The sequence below is a fragment of the Aminobacter sp. P4_D5 genome, from assembly GCF_056401815.1.
The window spans coordinates 1-17,610 of sequence record NZ_JBFUIP010000118.1 but is presented as its reverse complement, the minus strand read 5'-3'; the positions used below and the strand labels follow the sequence as shown (position 1 = coordinate 17,610).

At 60.7% G+C, this 17,610-nt stretch carries 16 protein-coding genes and 2 pseudogenes; 15 read left to right on the top strand and 3 right to left on the bottom strand.

Translation table 11 applies throughout. The annotated features are described in order from the left end of the window. From AC1DWF_RS21810 to AC1DWF_RS21770, 9 genes are all read left to right on the top strand, one after another. Positions 1–502, top strand: a 502-nt coding sequence (locus AC1DWF_RS21810; protein ID WP_476842047.1) for a M20 family metallopeptidase, incomplete at its 5' end; no start/stop codon positions are given. Positions 503–602: 100 nt separating this feature from the next. Continuing rightward, a complete protein-coding gene (locus AC1DWF_RS21805) occupies positions 603–2,174 on the top strand; it encodes an ABC transporter substrate-binding protein (protein WP_476842046.1) in 1,572 nt (523 codons plus the stop codon). Positions 2,175–2,246: 72 nt separating this feature from the next. Continuing rightward, entirely contained in the window at positions 2,247–3,218 is a 972-nt protein-coding gene (locus tag AC1DWF_RS21800; RefSeq protein WP_476789372.1) for an ABC transporter permease, read from the top strand. Positions 3,219–3,241: 23 nt separating this feature from the next. Continuing rightward, a complete protein-coding gene (locus AC1DWF_RS21795) occupies positions 3,242–4,054 on the top strand; it encodes an ABC transporter permease (RefSeq protein ID WP_476804418.1) in 813 nt (270 codons plus the stop codon). 5 nt (positions 4,055–4,059) lie between these two features. Next, a complete protein-coding gene (locus tag AC1DWF_RS21790) occupies positions 4,060–5,688 on the top strand; it encodes a dipeptide ABC transporter ATP-binding protein (protein WP_476804414.1) in 1,629 nt (542 codons plus the stop codon). Between the two features lies 1 nt (position 5,689). After that, on the top strand, positions 5,690–5,977 hold the full coding sequence (locus AC1DWF_RS21785; RefSeq protein ID WP_476784940.1) for a UxaA family hydrolase: 288 nt from the start codon (positions 5,690–5,692) through the stop codon (positions 5,975–5,977). Positions 5,978–5,995: 18 nt separating this feature from the next. Further along, a complete protein-coding gene (locus AC1DWF_RS21780) occupies positions 5,996–7,204 on the top strand; it encodes a UxaA family hydrolase (protein WP_476784939.1) in 1,209 nt (402 codons plus the stop codon). Continuing rightward, positions 7,201–8,013 carry a sugar phosphate isomerase/epimerase family protein gene (locus AC1DWF_RS21775; protein WP_476784938.1) on the top strand — a complete coding sequence of 271 codons (813 nt, stop codon included), beginning with the start codon at positions 7,201–7,203 and terminating at the stop codon, positions 8,011–8,013. The genes AC1DWF_RS21780 and AC1DWF_RS21775 overlap by 4 nt, the downstream gene beginning before the upstream one ends. 18 nt (positions 8,014–8,031) lie before the next feature. Further along, positions 8,032–8,784, top strand: a complete 753-nt coding sequence (locus AC1DWF_RS21770) for a fumarylacetoacetate hydrolase family protein (RefSeq protein ID WP_476789568.1) — start codon at positions 8,032–8,034, stop codon at positions 8,782–8,784. A gap of 35 nt (positions 8,785–8,819) precedes the next feature. Here the strand turns inward: AC1DWF_RS21770 and AC1DWF_RS21765 are convergent, their stop codons facing one another. Next, positions 8,820–10,418: a PucR family transcriptional regulator gene (locus AC1DWF_RS21765; RefSeq protein ID WP_476842045.1), complete on the bottom strand. Its 1,599-nt coding sequence runs from the start codon at positions 10,416–10,418 to the stop codon at positions 8,820–8,822. A 36-nt stretch (positions 10,419–10,454) separates the two neighbouring features. Here AC1DWF_RS21765 and uxuA point away from each other — a divergent pair, with 36 nt between their 5' ends. From uxuA to arsH, 5 genes are all read left to right on the top strand, one after another. After that, positions 10,455–11,726, top strand: a complete 1,272-nt coding sequence (uxuA, locus tag AC1DWF_RS21760; RefSeq protein WP_476842044.1) for a mannonate dehydratase — start codon at positions 10,455–10,457, stop codon at positions 11,724–11,726. 889 nt (positions 11,727–12,615) lie between these two features. Further along, positions 12,616–12,963 (top strand): ArsR/SmtB family transcription factor, encoded by a 348-nt coding sequence (locus AC1DWF_RS21755; protein WP_476786620.1) that lies wholly within the window; start codon positions 12,616–12,618, stop codon positions 12,961–12,963. Positions 12,964–13,052: 89 nt separating this feature from the next. Beyond that, a complete protein-coding gene (gene arsB / locus AC1DWF_RS21750; RefSeq protein ID WP_476786619.1) occupies positions 13,053–14,114 on the top strand; it encodes an ACR3 family arsenite efflux transporter in 1,062 nt (353 codons plus the stop codon). Beyond that, complete coding sequence (gene arsC, locus AC1DWF_RS21745) at positions 14,114–14,536, top strand: arsenate reductase (glutaredoxin) (RefSeq protein ID WP_476786621.1); 423 nt, start codon at positions 14,114–14,116, stop codon at positions 14,534–14,536. Before arsB ends, arsC begins: the two co-directional genes overlap by 1 nt. Beyond that, a complete protein-coding gene (gene arsH, locus AC1DWF_RS21740; RefSeq protein WP_476804415.1) occupies positions 14,511–15,236 on the top strand; it encodes an arsenical resistance protein ArsH in 726 nt (241 codons plus the stop codon). Before arsC ends, arsH begins: the two co-directional genes overlap by 26 nt. A gap of 26 nt (positions 15,237–15,262) precedes the next feature. Here arsH and AC1DWF_RS21735 read toward each other — a convergent pair. Continuing rightward, positions 15,263–15,571 (bottom strand): annotated as a pseudogene (locus AC1DWF_RS21735) (sulfite exporter TauE/SafE family protein); the annotation flags it as partial. Positions 15,572–15,817: 246 nt separating this feature from the next. Between AC1DWF_RS21735 and AC1DWF_RS21730 the strand changes: the two are divergent. Next, positions 15,818–17,386, top strand: coding sequence for a phytoene desaturase family protein (locus AC1DWF_RS21730; RefSeq protein WP_476786285.1), 1,569 nt, complete (start codon positions 15,818–15,820; stop codon positions 17,384–17,386). Positions 17,387–17,403: 17 nt separating this feature from the next. Here AC1DWF_RS21730 and AC1DWF_RS21725 read toward each other — a convergent pair. Further along, a pseudogene (locus AC1DWF_RS21725) lies at positions 17,404–17,610 on the bottom strand (FAD-dependent oxidoreductase); the annotation flags it as partial.

Sequence of the window (17,610 nt, the reverse complement as noted above, 5' to 3'; positions counted from 1 at the left end):
CCTCGCCGCATCCGACCCGCTTCTGGGCCGGCCGACCATCTGCCTCACCCGCCTGCAAGGCGGCACGCAGGTCAACGTCATTCCCGATCGCGCAATCGCCGAATTCGACATGCGCACGCTGCCGGGGCAGAGCCACGACGACATACTCGCGGCGATACGAACGATCGCGCGTGAAATCGAAGCCGAATATGAGGGCGGCAAGATCGTCGTCGAACCAATCATTTCTCTGCCCGCGCTCGACACCCCGGCCGACAGCTCGATCGTTCGCGCGGCTCTGGACATCGGGCACGAACTGGGCGCGCCTGCCGGCGAAGCCGGTGGCGCCAGCTACTTCACCGACGGCTCGGTTCTGCAGTCTGTCGGCACCGACATCCTGATACTAGGCCCCGGCGACCCCGGCGAGGCGCACCAGACGGATGAGAGCCTCGACCTATCGGACTTTCTGACCTCCCGTCGTATCTACACGGAAATGGCCCGCCGCTTTCTGCGCTCTCCCGAATAACGGGGGAGACGTCCCACGCCGATCCTGAGCGTCAGGGCCGGCGCCCAACATCCAAGTTCCCACCAAGAGGAACCAACGATTTTTCCCAGGAGGAGTTTCAATGTCACTCGATCGTCGTCAATTCCTGCAGATTTCCGCTGCCACCGTCAGCGCCGGGGTACTCAGCGGCATTCCCCTCATGGCCCAGGCACAGGCCAAGGGCGGCGTTCTGAATGTGGTAGTCCAGCCGGAGCCGCCCGGCATCATGATCGGCATCTACCAGAACGTGCCCTCTCAGATGGTCGGAGGCAACATCTTCGAAGGTCTGCTGCGTTTCGACGCCGACCTGAAACCGCACCCGCTGCTGGCCACAAGCTGGGAGGAAGCAGCCGATGGCATGTTTTATTCCTTCAAGCTGAAGGAAAATGTGCTGTGGCACGACGGCAAGCCCTTCACCTCGGAAGACGTGGTCTTCAGCGTCGACAAGATGCTGCGCGAGACCCATCCGCGCGTCCGCAATTTCCTGAAGGCGGTGGAGAGTATCACCGCAGACGGACCCTACAAGGTGGACTTCAAGATGAAGACCCCTTTCGCGCCCTTCATCCAGTCCTTCGAGGTCGGCTCGATGCCGATGCTTCCGAAGCATCTCTACGAAGGCACGGACTACAACACCAATCCGGTCAACAATGCTCCCATCGGAACCGGTCCGCTCAAGTTCGGTGAATGGCAGAGGGGCTCGTACCTCAAGCTGGTCGCCAACGAGACCTATCACGAGGAAGGCGTGCCGACGATCGACGCGGTCTATTTCCACGTCATCCCCGATGGCGCCAGTCGCGCGACCGCCTATGAAACCGGCAAGGTGGACGTGCTGCCGGGCGGCGCTGTCGAATATTTCGACGTGCAGCGCCTCGCCGAACTGCCGAACTCGGAACTGACGACCAAGGGTTGGGAATTCCAGGGATCGCAGTGCTTCCTGTGGCTCAACAATGGGTCTAGGTGGATCCAGGACAAGCGCATTCGTCAGGCGATCATGTATGCGCTCGACCGCGAGAACATGCGCGACATCGCCTTCTTCGGCTATGCCAAAGTCGCGCCGAGCCCGTGGAACAGCTCGACCAGGTTCTATTCTGAAAACATCAAGCAGTATCCGCGCGATGTTGAAAAGGCCAAGGCACTGCTCGCCGAAGCCGGATATGACGGCAGCCCGATCCGCCTGCTGCCCCTGCCCTATGGCGAAACCTGGCAGCGGCTAGCGGAAATCGCACGCGAGAATCTCATCGAGGCCGGCATCCAGGTGGAACTCACCGCCACCGACGTCGCCGGCTGGAACCAGCGCCTGGGCGAKAAGGACTACGACATCGCCTTCTCGTACATGTCGCAGTATGGCGACCCGGCGCTAGGTGTCGCACGTCTCTACACCACGTCCAACATCATCGAGGGTTCGCCCTGGAACAACGTTTCGGCCTTCTCCAACCCAGAGCTCGACAAGCTGTTCGACGCGGGTGCGGTTGAGATCGACCCGGAAAAGCGTGCAAAAATCTATCAGGACGCCCAGGCGCTTATCGCCGAGGAAGTTCCGCTCGCTTGGCTATTCGAGATGATCTGGCCGACGATCCACCGCTCGAACATCAAGAACCTGATCTCGTCGGCGGTCGGCCTCAACGACAGCCTTGGGCGCGCCCGGGTCGAATAGGACGCGCAAACAGCGTCAGCTGGCAGCCCGGATGCCCGGGCTGCCATGAGGTTTTGTTCAGGGGCGAAGAGTGTGAACCGTCTGAAATTTCTGTTGGGGCGCATCGTGCAGGGCGTGGTTGCGCTCTTTGTCATAGCCACCCTGAATTTCCTGTTGATCCGCGCTGCACCGGGCGACCCCGTCGCCGTGATGGCGGGCGAAGCAGGCGCGGTCGACAAGCGGTTCCTGGACGCATTGCGGATCCAGTACGGGCTGGATCAACCACTTCTCGTGCAGTGGTGGACCTACATCTCGCGCATTGCCACGCTCGACCTCGGCTTTTCCTACCGCCAGCAGGAAACGGTTGCGCAACTGATTGCCGACCGGCTGCCCGCAACTCTGTTGCTGACGGTCTGCGCCTTCGTGTTTTCGCTGGTTGTCGGGGTGGGGTTGGGCGTGCTCGCCAGCCGCCGCCCCGGCGGCTGGGTGGACCGGGCGATCGGCTTTGCCGCCCTGATCTTCTACGCCGCGCCCATGTACTGGCTGGCATTGATGGCGGTTTTGGTCTTTTCGATTCAGCTCGGCTGGTTGCCCGCATTCGGCTACAGCTCCGTCGGCGCCAACCTTACCGGCATGGCCGCCGCACTGGATGTCGCCAAGCATCTCATCCTGCCGACGCTTGCGCTCTCCTTCTTCTACATCGCCGTCTACACTCGCATGACCCGCGCCAACATGATGGCGATGGCGCAGATGGCCTTCGTCAAGACCGCACGCGCAAAAGGTGTCGGCGAAACGCGGATCCAGTTCCGCCACGTCTTGCGCAACGCGCTTTTGCCGGTGGTGACGCTTGCCGGGCTGCAGGCCGGCAACATGGTCGGTGGCGCGATCATGACCGAAACCGTCTTCGCCTGGCCCGGCATCGGCAGGCTGATGTTCGATGCGCTGCTGCAACGCGACTACAACCTGCTGCTTGGCGCTTTCCTGGTCGCAGCGGCGCTGGCCATCGTCTTCAACATCATCACGGACCTCATCTACACCGTGATCGATCCGAGGATTGCACTGTGATCGCGAACTCCGTTCTCCGCCGCATGTTCACCCGCACGGAAGTGTGGGTCGGCCTGATTATCATCTTCGTCATCGTCGCCATATCGTTGCTTGCGCCCCTGCTGTTCCCGCGCGGGCCATGGGCAATGGGCGGCCGGCCCTTCCTTCCCCCAATGTCGGAAATGCGTTTTCCGCTGGGAACCGACACCACCGGCCGCGACATTCTCGCGGGCCTGGTGTGGGGCGGCCGGGTCTCGCTGCTGATCGGGCTGGTCTCGACGGTTGTTTCGGTCTTCATTGGTGTCGTCATAGGCGCAATCGCCGGCTATGGCGGCGGCCACGTCGACAGCGCGCTGATGCGCTTCACCGAGATATTCCAGGTGGTGCCAAGCTTCGCGCTGGCGCTGGTTCTTGTCGCCGTCCTGCAACCTTCCGTGGGCTCCATCGTCATGGCGATCGGCATCGTCTCCTGGCCGCCGGTAGCGCGCCTCGTGCGTGCGGAATTCCTGTCACTGCGCAGCCGGGATTTTGTGCTGGCAGCCAAGCTTCAGGGCCAAAGCGCGCTCGCCATCATGTTCCGGCAGATTCTGCCCAACGTGGCGTCTCCCATCATCGTCATGGGCTCTCTGATGGTGGCGACCGCCATCCTGCTGGAGTCGAGCCTCAGCTTCCTCGGCCTTGGTGATCCCAACCAGATGAGCTGGGGCTTCATGATCGGCGCCTCGCGTACAGTTCTGCGCCAGGCGTGGTGGATGGCAACCTTCCCGGGGCTTGCCATCGCCACAACCGTCCTAGTCCTGAACGTGTTGGGCGAAGCGCTCAATGACGCTCTCAATATCCATTCGCGCAACAGGTGAAGGCCATGTCGAGCGACGCCACTCCATTGCTCAGAGTCCAGGGGCTCGACATTTCGCTGCCCAAGGGCTCGGATCGAGAATTTGCAGTCTCAGGGGCATCCTTCAACCTCATGCCGGGCCGCACCGTCTGCATTGTGGGCGAGTCCGGCTCCGGCAAATCCACTGTTGCCGATGCCATCATGGGTCTGCTGCCACGTCCGCATCTGGAGGCGAAAGCCGGGTCGATCCATTTCGGTGACCTCGATCTTCTCAAACTCGACGAGGCGGGAATGCGCGCCTTGCGCGGACGCGAGATCGGCATGGTCTTCCAGGAGCCGATGGCCGCCTTGAACCCACTGATGAAGATCGGGGCACAGCTGGAAGAGGTGCTGGAAGTCCACTTATCCCTGTCCGCCGCCGAACGTCGCCGCCGTGCCCTTGTCGCCTTGAGTGACGTTGGGTTGCCACGGGTGGAAGAGCTCTTTGAGAGCTACCCTTTCCGTCTCTCGGGCGGGCAGCGCCAGCGCGTGGTGATTGCCTGCGCGATGATGCTGGAGCCGCGCCTGCTGATCTGCGATGAGCCAACCACCGCGCTGGATGTCACAACCCAGGCACAGATCCTCAAGCTGATCGCTTCGTTGCGCGAGCGGCGCGGAACCGGCGTGCTCTTCATCACCCATGATTTCGGCGTGGTCTCCGAGATCGCCGACGATGTGATCGTCATGCGCAATGGCCGCATCGAGGAACAGGGTCCGGCGCGCGAGGTGCTGAGCAACCCCGCCTCCGGCTACACCCGCCAGCTCATCGAGGCCATTCCCACCGGAACGGCCGCGCCTCGCGCCGAGAATTCGGCCAGGCCACTGCTTGAAGTCAAAGACCTCGAGCGAACCTACTTCCTGACGTCTGGGCTGTTCAAGGCGCCACGCAAGCTGGAAGCCCTGAAGGGTGTCAGCTTCACGCTCGAGCGGGGCTCGACACTCGGGATCGTCGGCGAATCCGGCTCCGGTAAATCCACGCTGGGACGCTGCGTGGTCGGGCTGGAAGCACCTGACGAAGGCAGCCTCGTCTTTGCCGACGATGAGCTGAACCGTCACCGCGCGGTCAAGGGCCATCGTGGCGGACGTGTGCAGATGATCTTCCAGGACCCCTTCTCGTCGCTCAATCCGAAGATGAGCATCGGGCAGTCCATCGCCATCGGTCCCATGACGCAGGGCGTTCCACGCGATGCAGCCTGGCGCCGTGCCCGCGAACTGCTTGAACTTGTCAGCATCAAGCCAGATGCGGCCAACCGCTATCCGCATGAGTTTTCTGGCGGACAACGCCAGCGCGTTGGCATCGCCAGAGCGCTGGCGATGGACCCGGTGCTCATCGTCGCGGATGAACCCGTGTCGGCGCTCGATGTTTCGGTTCAGGCGCAGGTGCTCGACCTGTTCGAGGAACTTCAGAAGAAACTCGATTTCGCCATGCTCTTCATCACCCACGACCTCAGGGTCGCAGCGCGGATGTGTGATCGCATCGCTGTGATGCAGCACGGGCAGATCGTCGAGACCGGAACAGGCTCGCAGGTACTGTCCTCCCCGCGTCACGACTACACCAAGCAGCTTCTGGCTGCGATTCCGACCCTTTTCAACGAAGCTTCAATGGAGATGTCCTGAGATGCCCGTAACGGCAATTCTTATCCGCACGCAGGATCATGTCGCGACGCTGACCGGGGCGGTCGCGGCCGGCGATGCCGTCTTGATCACCGGACAGGGGAAAACCCGCGAGATCATCGCACGCAACGACATGCCGGCGGGCCACAAGCTGGCAATCCGGCCGATCCAGGAACACGAGCAAATCCTGAAATACGGCGAGGTCATCGGCGAAGCGACAACGGACATAGCCGAGGGTGGTCATGTTCACACGCACAACTGCTGGGGCGTGAAGGCCCGGCGCCATTCATAGGCTGAAAGGAGCACTGTTATGAAGTTCCAAGGCTATCGACGGCCAGACGGCCGCATCGGCATCCGAAACCATGTGCTGGTCATTCCTACAGTGGCCTGCGTCAACCGTGTCGCGATGGACATTTCCAACCGCACCGGCGCCGCGACATTCATGCATCCCTATGGCTGTACCTTCGATGCGGAGGAGAACCGGACCACAGAGGAGGCCTTTATCGGCCACGGCCTGCACCCGAATGTTGGTGCGGTGCTGGTGGTAAGCCTCGGCTGCGAAACGGCATCCGGTTCGAAAGTGTTCGACGCCATCAAGGCATCGGGGCGACCGGTCGAGCGCCTGGTCGTTCAGAAAGCCGGTGGTTCGCGCACGACCTCCGACGCCGGCGTAAAGATCGTGGAACACATGAAGGCCGAAATGGCGGCGCAGCCGACGGACGAAGGCGATCTTTCCGAACTCATCATTGCACTCGAATGTGGCTCTTCGGATGCCTTCTCCGGGCTCACGGCCAACCCCGCCGTGGGCGAGGCCGCCGACATCATCGTCGACGCAGGTGGCACGGTCATCCTCTCGGAGCTCACCGAAATGGTCGGCGCCGAAAGCGTCCTTTATCGCCGCTGCAAGACGCCCGAGGTGCGCGACGAACTCATGCGCCGCATCAAGGCCTACGAGATCGAGCTGTCGATGACTACCGAGGACGACAGCGGCGTGTTCATCTCGCCCGGAAATATAGAGGGTGGGCTGACGACAATCGAGGAGAAATCACTCGGCTGCATATACAAGGCCGGCACCCGCCCGATCACCGAGGTGGTCGACTACGGCCAGCAACCTCATGAGAAGGGTGTCATCATCATGGATACGCCCGGCTACGACATTTCGTCAGTGACCGGCAAGATTATCGGTGGCGCCCATATGGTGCTCTTCACCACCGGAAAGGGCACGCCTTCGGGGTCGGCCATCGCCCCCGTTCTGAAGGTAAGCTCCAACAACCGCGTATTCCGCGAGATGCCCGACGACATCGACATCAGCGCAGGCGACATCCTGGCAGGCACGAAGTCGCTGCGCCAGGTCGGGGAGGAACTGGTCGATCTCGTGTTGCGCACTGCGCGCGGCGAAAAAGGCAAGGCCGAGTATTTCCAGATACAGGAGTTCGCCATTCCCAATGTCAGCGTGTTGCGTAAGGAAGTGATCCATGCGGAGATGGTCAAGCGCAACGACTTGAGTTTCATGCAATGAAGCTCGCCTATATGTACGCCACTCCGGAGGTGACGCCGGCACAGGTCACCGCAATACAGGGCGACGCTTCGGCCTGTTTCGCCCGAATCCGCGAACTGGGTTATGACGGCGTCGAACTCCTCGTGCGCGATCCGCGCGCTCTCGATCATGGCTTGATCGAGCGTCAGCTTGCAGATGCGGGCCTCGCCATGCCGGCCATCTGCACTGGTGAGGTCTACGGCGAGGACAAGCTCTCCCTTGCCGATCCCGACCCGGCACGCCGGGCCGAGACGCTGGAACGAATGATCGCCGCCATGGACTTGGCTGCACGCTTCGGTGCCATGGTCAATGTCGGGCGCATGCGCGGTCGCTATCTCGACGGGATCGCGCGCGGCCAGACCGAAGCGTGGGTCGTCGAGGGGATGCAGGCGGCCGCGGACGCGCGCCCCGATACCCGCATTGTTCTGGAGCCCGTCAACCATCAATATGCAAACTTCCTGATGGGTACGGCCGAAGCCGTGCGCTTTGTGCGCCGCCTTGAGCGGGCGAACATCGGCCTGATGCTCGATCTGGCCCACATCACCATCGAAGGGGAAGTGCACCGCGACAGCCTCCGGGAGGCTGGCGACCTGTTCTGGCACTACCATGTCTGCGACAGCGACCGCCGGGCCGTCGGCCATGGCGACTGGGATATCGCCGCCGCCCTGAACGATCTCGACGCGATCGGCTACGACGGCTGGACCACCGCTGAGCATTTCCAGGTTCCCGACGCCGAAGCGGCAATGGCGCAGTCCATCCGCTGGCTGAATGGACATTACGACAAGCACTGACCCACACAGGACATAGTCATGAAGATCGTACGCTTTGCCCAAAACAACGCCGAGCATTGGGGCCTGCTCGACAACGAAGGGGTGCGCACCCTGCCCGACGGTCCCTTCGGCGAGATTGTGCCGTCGGCGGATGTCCTGCCGCTTGCTGCGGTCAAGCTTCTTGCTCCGGTGAAGCCTGGTAAACTAGTCTGCGTCGGGCTCAACTACGTCCTGCACGCACGTGAATCCGGCCTGCCGCTCCCCGACGAACCGATGCTGTTCATGTGCTCGCCGCAGGCGATCATCGGCCCCGGCGAGGCAATCGTTTTGGACAGCCACGAGCAGCGCGTCGAGTTCGAGGCCGAGCTTGCGATTGTTATCAAGAAACGTGCCCGCAACGTTCCGGCAGCCGAAGCGGCATCGGTCGTTTTGGGCTACACCTGCGCCAACGACGTTTCGAACCGTAACCTCCAGCTCAAGGACAAGCAGTTCACGCGGGCCAAGTCGTTCGATACCTACAAGCCCATGGGACCATGGATCGAAACGGATCTGAACCCTGATGACCAGAGCATCCGTCTCCTCCAGAACGGGGTAGTCAGGCAGGACTCGACCACGGCTGACATGATTTTCTCGACGTCCTTCATCATCGAGTTCGTCAGCTCGATCATGACGCTGGAGCCGGGCGACGTCATCATCACCGGAACCCCTTCGGGCGTCAGCCCCATGCAGTCTGGCGACCGGATCGAGGTCGAGATCTCGGGCATYGGAATGCTGAAAAACATCGTCCAATGAACCCAGCGCGGAGGGCTAGCAGAAAGGTTTCTGCTTCAGCCCTCTGCGTTCGTCAGCATAGGAAGAAGCTGCAGTGCCACGTAAAKGCGAAGCCGCGTATCGGTCCTGAAATCGGTCAGCCCGAGCGCCGAACGGCATCGCTCCAGCCTCTGGCGAACCGTGTTGACATGCAGGCCCAGAAGCTCCGCGGTCCGAGGCATGCTTTCATCTTCCCGCAGCCATACCTTCAGCGTCTCCATGAGCGTCGCTCCCTGCTCGCCYATGGCCAGCAGCGGATCGAGCAGTCGCAGGAAGCCAGGGCGGCTTTCCTCGATGACAGAGGGATGGGCGAGCAGCCGCAGCAGCAGCATGTCCTCATGCCGGCTGATGCGATTGAAGCCGTTCAGCCTGATGCCGAAAGTCATTGCTTGCCTGGCCTCACGCCGCAGGACAGCCGCCTCGGACAGGTCCGCCGGTCCCGACTGGCCAAGACCATAGAGAAGGCCACGAGCGTGTTCCAGTTGCCGCTCGAAAACCTGATGCAGTTCGCGCAGCACAGCCTCGCAGGAACGGGGATCGGCTCCTGGCACCGGCACGGCAATGACGTACTCGCTGCCATCTTCTTCCTCGAGCAACAACGCCTTGTGGCGCCGCGAAAACTGGCGCAGGCGCAGCCTGAACAGTGCGGCATCGAGCGTATCGGCATCAAAAATGCGGGCAACCACCGCATGCCATCCATTTGCCGGCGGCAGAGCCTTGGCAATGAGAACATTCCTGGCTTCGCGCGAAAGCATCGGATCAAGCAGATCGCCGAGCAGTTTCGCGTTGCTTGCAAGATTGGCGCGCGTGCCGGCGTTAGCGYCCACCAGCGTCTGCAGGAGATGTACGGAGAGGCGCAAGCACTCGAGATCGGGCTCGGAAGCGGTCAGTTCGCGCTCGATGACAGCTACCATGCCGCCGCCGTCCGCCCCCATTCCCGAWCGCGCCACCACGACCTTTGTGCCAGCGACCGTCATGCGCAGAGGTACGTCGTCCGGCTGGGCGCCCGTCGCCGCACCCTCGATGAGGGCTTCCGCCAGCATTTCGGCCTCTGCCGCCGCGACCCCCCGACTTTCGAGCTGCAAGCCCGCTTCATTTTCAAGGGCAAGGACCAGCGGCAGATTGATGAAGCCGGCCACCAGTTCGAACAGCTCGCGCAGCGAGCCAATGCCCGACTGATGCTGCGAAAATGCGCGGTAGATGGCGCTGAGGTAAGCCGCTTCCTTGCCCTGTTGCTGACCGCCATGGGAAAATACCCTGCCGATGAGATCGCTCCACGCCAGCGGCCCCGGCAGGGAAATGATCGGAAATCCAAGCTCCTCGGCACGGCGGTACGCGTTGTCGGGAAATTCGCGCAGGTACCTCGTCAGCTTGACGCCAAGACCTGCGGCATTGCGCGCTGCAAGCTGTTCGATCAAGACAACGAGCGCATCCGGGCTTTGCTGGACCGGGTAGGTGCTGGTCACGACGAATTCGTGCGGCTTTACCCAGTTCACCGCATCAGGAGCGTCGATAACGGTAACCGACCGGACATCGACGGCCAAAGAGCCTGTGCCGGCTATGACCGTGTGGCCGGAGAGGATTTCCCAATCCAGTATTTCGCGCAGGCTCAGCATGGAGCCTCGGGAGGGATTACTTCGGGCGTAMGCGCCATGGTGCAATTTTTTCTTTCAGTGGTCCAAAAATTCATTTCAGTATCAGTAAGGAAAGGAAACAACTCAATGCGCGCAACATGGCGGTGGTTCGGTCCACAGGATCCAATGACGATCGACTGGATACGCCAGTCGGGTGCGACCAGCATCGAAGCCAGCCTGTCCCAACTGCCCCCTGGATGCCTGTGGGAGGCAGATGCTATCGACGAGTTGAAGAAACTTGTCCAGACGGCTCCCGCCGGGCACACACCGCTCGAATGGGATACGCTCGGCGGCATCGCCATTCACGACGACATCAAGCTGGGCCGCCAGGGTACTGCGAGGCTGACCGCCAATTTTCAGGAGACAGTACGGCGGCTGGCGCAAGCGGGCGTACGCCGTATCAACTTCACCGTGATGCCACTGCTCGATTGGGTTCGGACCGGGCTGGACACAAGGCTTGAAAGCGGAGCCGAGGCGTTGGGCTTCGATGCGGTCGATTTTGCGGTTTTCGACATCCATCTGCTTAAGCGGCCCGGCGCTGAAGAGGAGATCGATCCGGAAATCGCCGCGGCGGCCCGCCGGCGCCATCTCGAAACACCAGCGCAGCGGTGGCAGAAATTGTTGTCCATGCTTACGCGCGGCCTGCCAGGCGGTCCCGGACAATATCGCAGCGGCGAATTCCATTCATTGCTCGGTGCGTATCAGAAAATGGGAACGGAAGCCTATCGGCAAAACCTGATCGATTTTCTCGGTGAGGTGGCGCGCACCTGCGAGGCGGAGGGAGCGGTGTTCGCCATCCATCCCGACGATCCTCCGATCCCATTGTGCGGACTGCCACGCATCGCCAGCACCCTGGAGGATTTCGCGAAAATCTTTGAAGGCGTATCTTCTCCGCGCGCAGGCATGATCTTCTGCTCAGGATCGCTCGCAAGCAGGCGCGACAATGCGCTGACGGATTTCATCGACAGGTTCGGTCCGCGCATCTTTTATGCCCATCCCCGGCGCATACGCTTMCGAGACGAATTCGGAAGCTTCACCGAGGCTGAGCATCTGGGCGGCATAGGAGCATTCGATCTCCACGATGTTCTCGCGCTTCTGATGGCGGAGGAGGCACGCAGGCGCAGGCAGGGCATTGCCGACTGGGAGATCCCCTACCGCGCAGACCACGCCTGTCGAATCCTCTACGATCAGGAAAGAGCGGATTTCGTACCGGGATACACGCCTATCGGACTTGTCAAGGCAATGGCAGAATTGCGCGGGATGATCCACTCGATCGAAAAGAGCCAATGAAAAACTTCACCAGCTCTCTGGAACGTGGAAGCCGGTCAAATCGATGGCGATCGGCTTCAATTGGCTCATTCGCTTGAGGCACCAAGTCTAAGATGAACTCGGGCGCGTCGCCAACGATCTATGCCCTGTAGCGACGAAGCTCCAAATGGTCACTTGCCTGTCACGGTCGCTGCCATGCTGGTTCTTTCGGACCAACCTTGAAAATTGGGAGGCCGATCTAGCAAAGATCCAGAGGGTGAAGGCCAGCGGAGAAGCGCCCCGGCCCTAACAATCGCTATCCGCGCGGCCGTTCAGTTCGCAATCGCCCGCTAGCCCCAAAATCGGCGCAGCCGGTCTTCGGCTACGGTCGGTTCCCATGGCTTTTTGCTAGTGGAAGGGCTCGGCCTTTGAACATGGTTGCTCTCCTCAAATGGAGAAGCGTTCACGCTCCTAGTCTAATAGTCTTGCCAAAAAGTTTGCGATAGAACCCGATTGCGCATTGGAAATCTGTTGCGGGCGCACAGATCTGATCACCAGAATGCACATCAACCGACTAGCCTGACATCACCCCGTTCAGAACTGCATTGACACTCCGAAAACCGGCCCATGCTGGGTGACTTCCCAATGGAAGTCATTGTTCTCGTAGTCCTGGTACAGCGCGCGGTAGCCCGCGCGGACGATGCTGTTGCGACTGAAGATGGTGGTGCGGTACCCAAATTAGGCTTGGCCGTTGAGGCTCAGCTGCGAACCGACGCCAAAGCCGCTTCTACTGATGCTCTGCAAGGAAGCCGAGCAACCCGCCAATCGCGATCCCATCAAAAGCCGTTTCAATGACCCGTTCAAATTCGCGGTTGTCAGGTGCGAGCATCTGCGTTATCTGTCATTTTGACACTTTTAGGATTGTTGAAATATGGATGAACGTCAAGCGCTGATTGCGTTTGGGGCAATGTCCCAGGAAACGCGGCTCAAGATTGTAAGGCTGCTGGTAAGAGCGGGGCCGCAAGGCATGCCCGCAGGTAACATTGCAGAAGCCGCTGGGGTGTCGGCCTCAAACGTTTCATTCCATCTGAAGGAACTTGAACGTAGCGGTCTGGTTGCTGCCCGTAGGGATGCACGGTCGATCATCTATTCAGCTGAATTCCAGGCGTTGAGTGGCCTGATCCGCTTCCTGATGGAGGATTGCTGCGCGGGCAACCCCGCCATTTGCGCACCTGCCCTCACCCCCTCATGCTGTGAACCAACGGATACTGTCCAATGACCGCAAGGAAGGTGGAGGTCCACCACCTCCTCCAAGTGATTGGCCGCTTGGAACGGTCTACTTCAAAGAGCACGGACGCAGCCTGAGCCATGTCGACATTTGAACGCTACYTGACCCTCTGGGTTGCGCTTTGCATTGTCGCGGGTATCGCCTTGGGCCATCTGATGCCGGGCGTGTTCCAGGCCATCGGAGGTGCAGAAATTGCCAAGGTCAACGTCCCCGTCGCCGTTCTGATCTGGCTGATGATCATCCCGATGCTCCTGAAGATCGACTTCGCTGCCATGGGCGAGGTCGGGCGGCACTGGCGCGGTATCGGCGTGACCCTCTTCATCAATTGGGCTGTGAAACCGTTCTCGATGGCGCTGCTGGGCTGGTTTTTCATCGGCTGGCTCTTCCGCCCGTACCTGCCAGCCGATCAAATCGATTCCTACATTGCAGGCCTCATCATCCTCGCGGCCGCCCCTTGCACAGCAATGGTCTTCGTATGGTCGAACCTGACCAAGGGCGAACCTCATTTCACCCTGTCCCAGGTGGCGCTTAACGATGCCATCATGGTGGTTGCCTTTGCGCCGATCGTCGGACTGCTCCTAGGCCTGTCTGCGATCACAGTTCCGTGGGGCACGCTCGTCCTGTCGATGGTGCTCTACATCATCATTCCCGTGATCATCGCCCAGGTGGCAAGACGCCGGCTACTCGCCTCAGCTGGCCAGAAGGCGCTCGACGGTCTGCTTCATACGCTGCAGCCCCTCTCCCTCGTGGCTTTGCTGGCGACGCTTGTCCTGCTTTTTGGCTTCCAGGGTGAGCAGATCATCGCGCAGCCAATGATCATTGCGCTGCTGGCCGTTCCTATCTTGATCCAGGTCTATTTCAACTCGGGGCTGGCCTACCTGCTCAACCGCATTTCCGGTGAACAGCATTGCGTTGCCGGTCCGTCAGCATTGATCGGTGCATCCAACTTCTTCGAGCTGGCAGTTGCGGCCGCCATTAGCCTGTTTGGCTTCAGCTCAGGCGCAGCCCTCGCTACCGTTGTCGGCGTGCTGGTCGAGGTTCCCGTGATGCTGTCAGTCGTCTGGATCGTGAACCGCAGCAAGGGCTGGTACGAGCGCGGCTCGGCAGTCACCGCAACCAAGGAAGCTGAAAGGACTGCATGATGGACGTCACTATCTATCATAACCCCGCCTGCGGTACGTCGCGCAACACGTTGGCGTTGATGCGCAATGCAGGCATCGAGCCAACAGTGATCGAGTACCTGCAATCGTCTCCGACGCGTGCAGTCCTCCAGGACCTGATTGCCAAGGCGGGTCTGACAGTGCGTGGAGCCATCAGGCAGAAAGGCACACCATACGCTGAGCTCGGTCTGGAAGATCCTACGCTTACCAGTGACGAATTGCTCGATGCCATGCTGGAGCATCCGATCCTGATCAATCGTCCATTCGTCGTGACGCCTTGGGGCGTACGCCTCAGCCGTCCATCCGAAGTCGTTCTTGAAATCCTCCCGCTCCCCCAGAAGGGGCCCTTCCACAAGGAAGACGGTGAGCTGTTGATCGATGCCGAAGGAAACCGAGTTGCCTGACCTGCCAAACATAGTAGGGGAGGCCCTTCGGCTTCCTGACCCTGCCCTTCTGTCCGCCCCCTCCTCCACCCACCGGCCACGCATTCTGCTTCTGTATGGCTCGCTGCGAGAACGTTCCTACAGCCGATTCCTCACACAGGAAGCCGCTCGTTTGCTCGAACACTTCGGGGCAGAGACGCGTGTCTTCGACCCGACGGGGCTTCCCTTGCCTGACGGTGCACCCACTGATCATCCGAAGGTCAAGGAGCTTCGCGAACTCTCGCGATGGTCGGAAGGCCAAGTCTGGACTAGTCCTGAGCGCCATGGGGCAATGAGTGGCGTCATGAAATCCCAGATCGACTGGATCCCCCTTGCTGTAGGTTCGATCAGGCCGACGCAGGGTCGCACTCTTGCAGTGATGCAGGTGTCGGGCGGATCTCAATCCTTCAATGCGGTCAACCAGATGCGCGTACTCGGCCGCTGGATGCGGATGGTCACCATTCCGAACCAATCCTCCGTCGCAAAAGCGTATCAGGAATTCGACTCCGAAGGCCGAATGAACCCGTCCTCCTACTACGATCGCGTGGTGGACGTCATGGAAGAGCTGGTGAAGTTCACCCTATTGACGCGTGATGTCTCGGGCTACCTCACCGACCGCTACAGCGAGCGCAAGGAGAGCACCGAGAAACTAGAGGCACGTGTCAAATTAAAAGCGATTTGAGGCTTCGAAATTAATGGCAATGGAGGCTAGCGATGTTGCCAGACCTTCACCGCAGAAATCACGAAGATAAGGGAAAGCATCGGCAAAGGCACGGGGCTAGGCACAATGCCTAGTAACCTCCCACCGATCAAACTGCCAACGATTGAACCTGCGGCCATAATCATCAGAAAAGTCCGTTTAGGTCTCAGGACCGAGAAGCTCTGATCCCTGCTGTAGCGTGCAAAACCAGCGATCATGGTTGGAAGGCTGACAGCCAGCGAGATACTTCCTGCCAATTTGATGTCGGCACCAAAGAGCAAGACCTATGTTTGTATCAGCAGTTCGCCGCCCGCCAGCCTGGGCCGCCGTGAGGAATGGCAAAGCCGCAAAAGACCTGCCGCCGCACAAGATATCGAAAAGCGCACCGATCCCTCCCTCTCGTTTTCTCGCCTGGAGCGGTCTGGCTTCGCAGGCCTGAAATTACTTTAGACTTAAAAGTTTTTTTATGGAAAGCTTGTTCCCGCGAGCATTCGCACCGGGACGGCGGCGAACACGTTCGATGCCTGCGGGAATGGGCAAATCAAAACCGGGCGGAGGGGCTCATGTATGATGCGATTGTCGTAGGTGCAGGCCACAATGGCCTCGCTGCGGCCATACACCTCGCCTCGCGCGGCTGGAAAATTGCGGTCATCGAGCAGGCCGTCGAGGCCGGCGGCGCGGTCAAGACCCGCGAGGTGACGTTGCCTGGCTTCCGTCACGACCTTTGCGCCATGAATCTTTCCATGTTCGCAGGGTCCGCCTTTTTTGCGGACTACAAGGACGAACTGGTCGCACATGGACTGGAACTGGCGCCGGTGTCGGATACGTTTGCGTCTGCCTTTCCCGATGGCGGCTGGTTGGGCGTCAGCGCGAGCCTGGAAGAGACCGCATTGCGCATTGCAGCCATGTCGCCGAAGGATGCCGAGGCGTGGCGGACGATGTTCGCCAAATTCGGCGAGCAGGCGCCGCATATTTTCGGCCTGCTCGGTGCCGAGATGCCTTCGCTGAAAACCGCAAGGGTTGCCTGGAATGCCTGGCGTGCTTTGGGAACCGGCGGACTCTACGACATGGCGCGCATGTTGCTCGCCACACCTCGCGATTTCCTCGACGCGCATTTTGAGAGCGCGAAGGTGAAGGCCATGATGGCCGCATGGGGCTTGCATCTGGATTTCGCGCCCGACACGGCGGGCGGCGCGCTGTTCCCCTATCTGGAATCGATGGCGAACCAGGCTTTCGGAATGGTCATTGGCAAGGGCGGAGCTGATACGATCATTCGCGCGATGAGTTCGCTTCTCAAGGCGAAGGGCGGCGAGATCATCCTCGGCACGGCGGTCGAACGAATTGAAACCGACCGTAAACGCGCGACGGGCGTTAGGCTTGCCGATGGCCGCGTTTTGCGGGCAAGCCGCGCCGTTGTCGCCAATGCGCATCCGCAGCTTGTCTTTGGCAAACTCCTGCCCGATGACCCGGACCGCGTATCTTTCGACACCAGAATTGCCGGCTTTCGCGCTGGCCCCGGAACGATGATGCTTCATCTCGCACTGGACAGTCTGCCGGACTGGAAGGCTGGTGAAGATCTCCAACGCTTCGCCTACGTGCATCTTGCGCCCGAGATGGGCCTCATGGCACGAACCTATGCGGAAGCCGCGGGCGGATTGCTGCCACGGGAACCTGTGCTGGTTGTCGGCCAGCCCACAGCGGTCGACGCAAGTCGGGCTCCGGCGGGCAAGCATGTGCTCTGGGTGCAGGTGCGGGTGGTGCCGGCGGAGATTCTCGGCGATGCTGCCGGAACCATCGCCGCGCGTTCATGGGACGAAGCCAAGGATGCTTATGCGGAACGGGTTCTCGATCTGCTCGATACCTACGCGCCGGGGGTTCGCTCCAAGATTCTCGGGCGAGCTGTGTTCTCTCCCGTGGATCTCGAACGCGAAAACCCGAACCTCATCGGCGGTGACAATTTGTCGGGTAGCCACCGGCTCGATCAGAACTTCATGTTCAGGCCTGTCGCAGGCTGGTCCCGCTACAGGACGCCGATAGAAAAGCTCTATCTCTGCGGCGCTTCGACATGGCCAGGCGCCGGCACAGGGGCAGGATCGGGCTACCTGCTCGGCCGGAAATTGGCCGGCAAGTAACCCGCATAAAGCAATGTCTACTTGAGCGAGGAGCCCAGCAGGAAACCGGAGCCGCCGCCCAATCCCGGCCCGGGATGGGTGGATGCGCCAATGTGGTAAAGCGCCGGAACATGCGTCCGATGGTTGACCGAATTCTTGAGCGGACGCCAGAGAAAGAACTGGTCGATGCCGCAATAGCCACCATAGGGGTCGCCACCTACAAGGTTGACATTCAGCGCTTCAAG

What these genes read in the sequence shown, in the direction of transcription:
- AC1DWF_RS21795 (WP_476804418.1), top strand. Translation starts at nt 3,242, where the DNA reads ATGTTCACCCGCACGGAAGTGTGGGTCGGCCTGATTATCATCTTCGTC.
- AC1DWF_RS21790 (WP_476804414.1), top strand. Translation starts at nt 4,060, where the DNA reads ATGTCGAGCGACGCCACTCCATTGCTCAGAGTCCAGGGGCTCGACATT.
- AC1DWF_RS21785 (WP_476784940.1), top strand. Translation starts at nt 5,690, where the DNA reads ATGCCCGTAACGGCAATTCTTATCCGCACGCAGGATCATGTCGCGACG.
- AC1DWF_RS21780 (WP_476784939.1), top strand. Translation starts at nt 5,996, where the DNA reads ATGAAGTTCCAAGGCTATCGACGGCCAGACGGCCGCATCGGCATCCGA.
- AC1DWF_RS21775 (WP_476784938.1), top strand. Translation starts at nt 7,201, where the DNA reads ATGAAGCTCGCCTATATGTACGCCACTCCGGAGGTGACGCCGGCACAG.
- AC1DWF_RS21755 (WP_476786620.1), top strand. Translation starts at nt 12,616, where the DNA reads ATGGATGAACGTCAAGCGCTGATTGCGTTTGGGGCAATGTCCCAGGAA.
- arsC (WP_476786621.1), top strand. Translation starts at nt 14,114, where the DNA reads ATGGACGTCACTATCTATCATAACCCCGCCTGCGGTACGTCGCGCAAC.
- arsH (WP_476804415.1), top strand. Translation starts at nt 14,511, where the DNA reads ATGCCGAAGGAAACCGAGTTGCCTGACCTGCCAAACATAGTAGGGGAG.
- AC1DWF_RS21730 (WP_476786285.1), top strand. Translation starts at nt 15,818, where the DNA reads ATGTATGATGCGATTGTCGTAGGTGCAGGCCACAATGGCCTCGCTGCG.